Annotated in this window: 2 protein-coding genes and 1 pseudogene; all 3 read right to left on the bottom strand. The window is 61.2% G+C overall.

The genetic code is table 11. The features are described from left to right. Positions 1-93: 93 nt before the first annotated feature. Positions 94-2,370, bottom strand: a complete 2,277-nt coding sequence (locus tag P7F28_RS05905) for a GspE/PulE family protein (protein WP_370467243.1) — start codon at positions 2,368-2,370, stop codon at positions 94-96. Positions 2,371-2,490: 120 nt separating this feature from the next. Beyond that, positions 2,491-3,114, bottom strand: a complete 624-nt coding sequence (locus tag P7F28_RS05910; RefSeq protein WP_277183555.1) for a hypothetical protein — start codon at positions 3,112-3,114, stop codon at positions 2,491-2,493. Beyond that, positions 3,101-3,358: pseudogene (locus P7F28_RS05915) on the bottom strand (hypothetical protein); the annotation flags it as partial. The gene P7F28_RS05910 and the pseudogene P7F28_RS05915, both read right to left, overlap by 14 nt.

A 3,358-nucleotide genomic window follows, 5' to 3' on the forward strand; every position in this document is an offset into this window, starting at 1 on the left:
CTCCCGGACCTTCTGGAAGCGAATGCGCGCAACCGCGAGTTGCTGTCGAAGCGGCAGCATTTTGACGAACGTGTTGAACATGATCGACCCGAGTTAGACCATCAAGCCATCGACGCCAGGAATCACGCGGTATTGCGCGAACGACTGCATCGACCGATTAATGAATTGTGGGTCAATCAAACCGCGAGAAGCTTTGAAAAGAGCATGTTCATAGAGGGTCTTTCCAGTCATATCCGCATGATCGAACCCGGTTCGACGTTCTCCACGCCACACTTGACGTGCGCCAGCCCAGTCACGCCTGGCCACGCGCTCGAGAAACTCGGGGGTAGGACGATACAGTTCGGCCGCGAGCGACGGGCGTTTCGTGCCGCCGGCGACTTTTCCGAGCCGCGTGAAGAGTCCATTCAGACGGCAGTGCTCACAGCCGTCGTAGTTGCGGCATGCCATGCGCGACGTGTCGAGTCCGAACTTCGATCGCAGAAGTTCGAGATCGGCTTTCGGCATCACTTCTTCGGCAGGTAGCTTGCAGTGCTCGCAGAGCGTCGGGATCAGCTTCTGATTGCCCACCGCATTGATGAACCCTTCCGAGGCAAGTTCATCGATCGGCAATTGCAGACGGCCGCCTGCCATGCGCATTACGGCTGCGATGATGTCCCCGGCATGCAAGGAGAATCGCACTGGGTGGCCGGTCAGCGCGAGTTCGGCGACGAGACCCATCACCACGCGATCACGCACTTCACCGATGGTCAGATCGTCCGGGTCCTGCCGCATGAGCGTTCGGATCACCTCGGCGTACTTACGGTTCGCCTCATCGTCGGTCTCATCGGGGCGGCGGATGATCGAGTAGTCGGATAGCCACGGCATCGGATATTCGGACGGCTCGTTCACCGCAAATTGCTTCTTCAACTCGCGATCCGGCAACATGTACGACAGCGCGCGCAGCGTCGTGGTTTTACCTGAACCCGTTTCACCGGTAAGCGCCGTGATGCCGCCGCTCACGTAGTTCAGGGTGTCGATCAGATCAAGCTGGCTTTGCTCGAAACCCATGTCTTTGGGCAGCAAGACGTTGTAGTTCTTGAAGTTACCGTCGAGCAGACGCAGCGTGACGTCGTAGCCGCCAACGAGGGGCGAAGACTGCCAGCGCAGATTGACCGTATCGGTCTTGACGACCAGCGGAATCATCGCGGACTGCGGGGCGCTCGGCTGGAAGCTGTTGCCCGAGTTCGTGTTGCGTTGAACGAGATCGCTGTAAGCAGCGAACAGCGCGCGCCGCACGATGCCCTTGGGCATGCGACTGAACGTGTACATGTCGCCGTTCACCCGGAAGCGGACCCCCACTTCGTTGTGGAACTCGCGCGGCTCGAAGTGAATGTCGCTCGCGCCAAAGGAATGAGCCGCTTCGACGATGTCACGGAAGTTGCCGATCGCGCGGCTCGCCTCACGGACCACCGAGTTGGAGGACGAAACCGACTTGCCCGAATAGATCGCCGCGATCACTTTGTCGGTTGCGATCATCTCCTCGCGCACGAGAATGTCATTCGAGGCGAGATCCTTGATGAAAGTCGCGTACTGCGCTTTCTCGGCGAAGCGCGACGTCGCGACCGTAATCGCGACACCCGGCTGCAATTCGACAGCAACAAATTCCTTGCGCGCGCTGGCGGGAATCCGCAACGCGGCATCAGCGTCCTCAACAGTCAGAATACGCTTGAATTCGGGCAACGAATCGACCGAGACCAGTTCCGGGCGTCCCGTCATCGGCACATTCAAGGCGTCGTCATCGTGATTCGCTTCGTCGATGGAAGGAGTCACCGACCCCGGACGCTGCTGGGGAGCCATGGCCTCGGGCGACCGTGACGCTGTCCGATCAGCGGGCTCGCGCGAGACGTTGGGCGCGTCACTCACCGCTCCAGCGGTCGCTGCATCTGAATGGGCAGAATGCGCCGCTTGTTCGACGAGAGGCTGCGGATCGACGCGCTCGGCGTGCTCAACATGCTCGACATGCCTTTCGGCAGCCGCCATGCCGGCCGCCATGCTTGCGTAGCTCGGACGGGCAAATGTCGGCGGCACGAAAGGACGAAATCCCGCCTCGCGATTCAACTCGTCTGTCGCAATGCCTGCTGGTGTCTGGACGCCGTCTTCAACGACGGAGCGGCGATCATCCTGAGCGCCTGCAAATGCGTGACTGTCGGAGCCGATGCTTGCACCTTTTTCGACCTCGGTGATTTCGACATCCTCGATGTTGCCGCCCGACAGCGCGCGCCCAAGGAACGAGACCTGTGGATTGATCGCGCGAGTCCGCGCCGCATCGTCTCGCTGTTCAGGCGCAACCTGGTCTTCTGCACGCGCGCGTTGACGCGACAAACGCTTCAACACCGGCTCCGCACCAGCGCTCGGTTCGACGAAGCTCGAGCGCGGCGCGCGAAAGCGTTTCAAAAATCCGCCGCGCGCTTCCGGCGCATCCTGCTCTTCTTGTCCAAAAAGGCTCATGATTTATTTCGCGAAGGGAACGAGAGTAGGAGCGGTCGATGCCAGACCGCCGGGAGGGAGGGGCGAACCAAGATCGGTAATCGCGCGAACCGACGGGCTATCGGAAAACGCGACCGGTGTATCGACGGGTGCCGAGATGGTTTCGGTCCATTTGCGCTTGCCGTCGGCGAGGTTCACTTCGAACCCGTTCACCGATGCGACGGTCCAGCCGTTGAGCAGTCGAGCGCCTTGTCGCGCGGTATAGGTCGTGCCCTGATAGTCGTAGAGCACGTAGGCTCCCGACATGTCGGAATAAGCACCAACGAAGGAGACTGGGGTCACGCGTCTGGGTGCGGGTGCGGGCTTGCGTTCGGCCGTTACCGCAGCTGGTGCCGACGCCGTCACCGGCGCTGGTGCGGCCGAGCCAAGGGGCGAGCCGAGGCCCACGCCACCACCGCCGCCACCTAATGCAGCGCCGTCGCTCTTGCGCATCGAATCGACCAGCTTCTGGCGCGCAAGCTTGTCAATATCGTCGAGCGACAGGTGGCTTTCCTGCGCCTGGGACAGGCCGGTGACAAGAACCAACGCGCCGAAGCACACCGCCCGGCGCGGCCAGCTCGTTGTGGTCAGCCGCTTAGTTGAGAACATAGTATTTACCCTTCGCAGTGAAATGCACCCCGGTGCCGTCTTCCTTCAACTCCACGTCGAGGGTATCCAGCGCCATGTTGTCGGGCAGGCGCGCGAGCAGCGCGCTTTGCCACTTGTATCCATCGATCTGCCAGCTTCCCCTTTTCACGAGCGCTCCTCGCACCTCGCCTGCCATCGGCTGCCGGGCAATCAAACGCTCGGCTGGTTTGATGTCCACGACGTACCCATGACTGTCGAGCGTGTC

It is taken from the genome of Caballeronia sp. BR00000012568055 (assembly GCF_029439455.1).
In the GTDB taxonomy this organism is placed as follows: domain Bacteria; phylum Pseudomonadota; class Gammaproteobacteria; order Burkholderiales; family Burkholderiaceae; genus Caballeronia.

Bases quoted from the DNA above. Each gene is read 5' to 3' on its own strand.
- P7F28_RS05910 (WP_277183555.1), bottom strand. From the start codon at position 3,114: ATGTTCTCAACTAAGCGGCTGACCACAACGAGCTGGCCGCGCCGGGCG.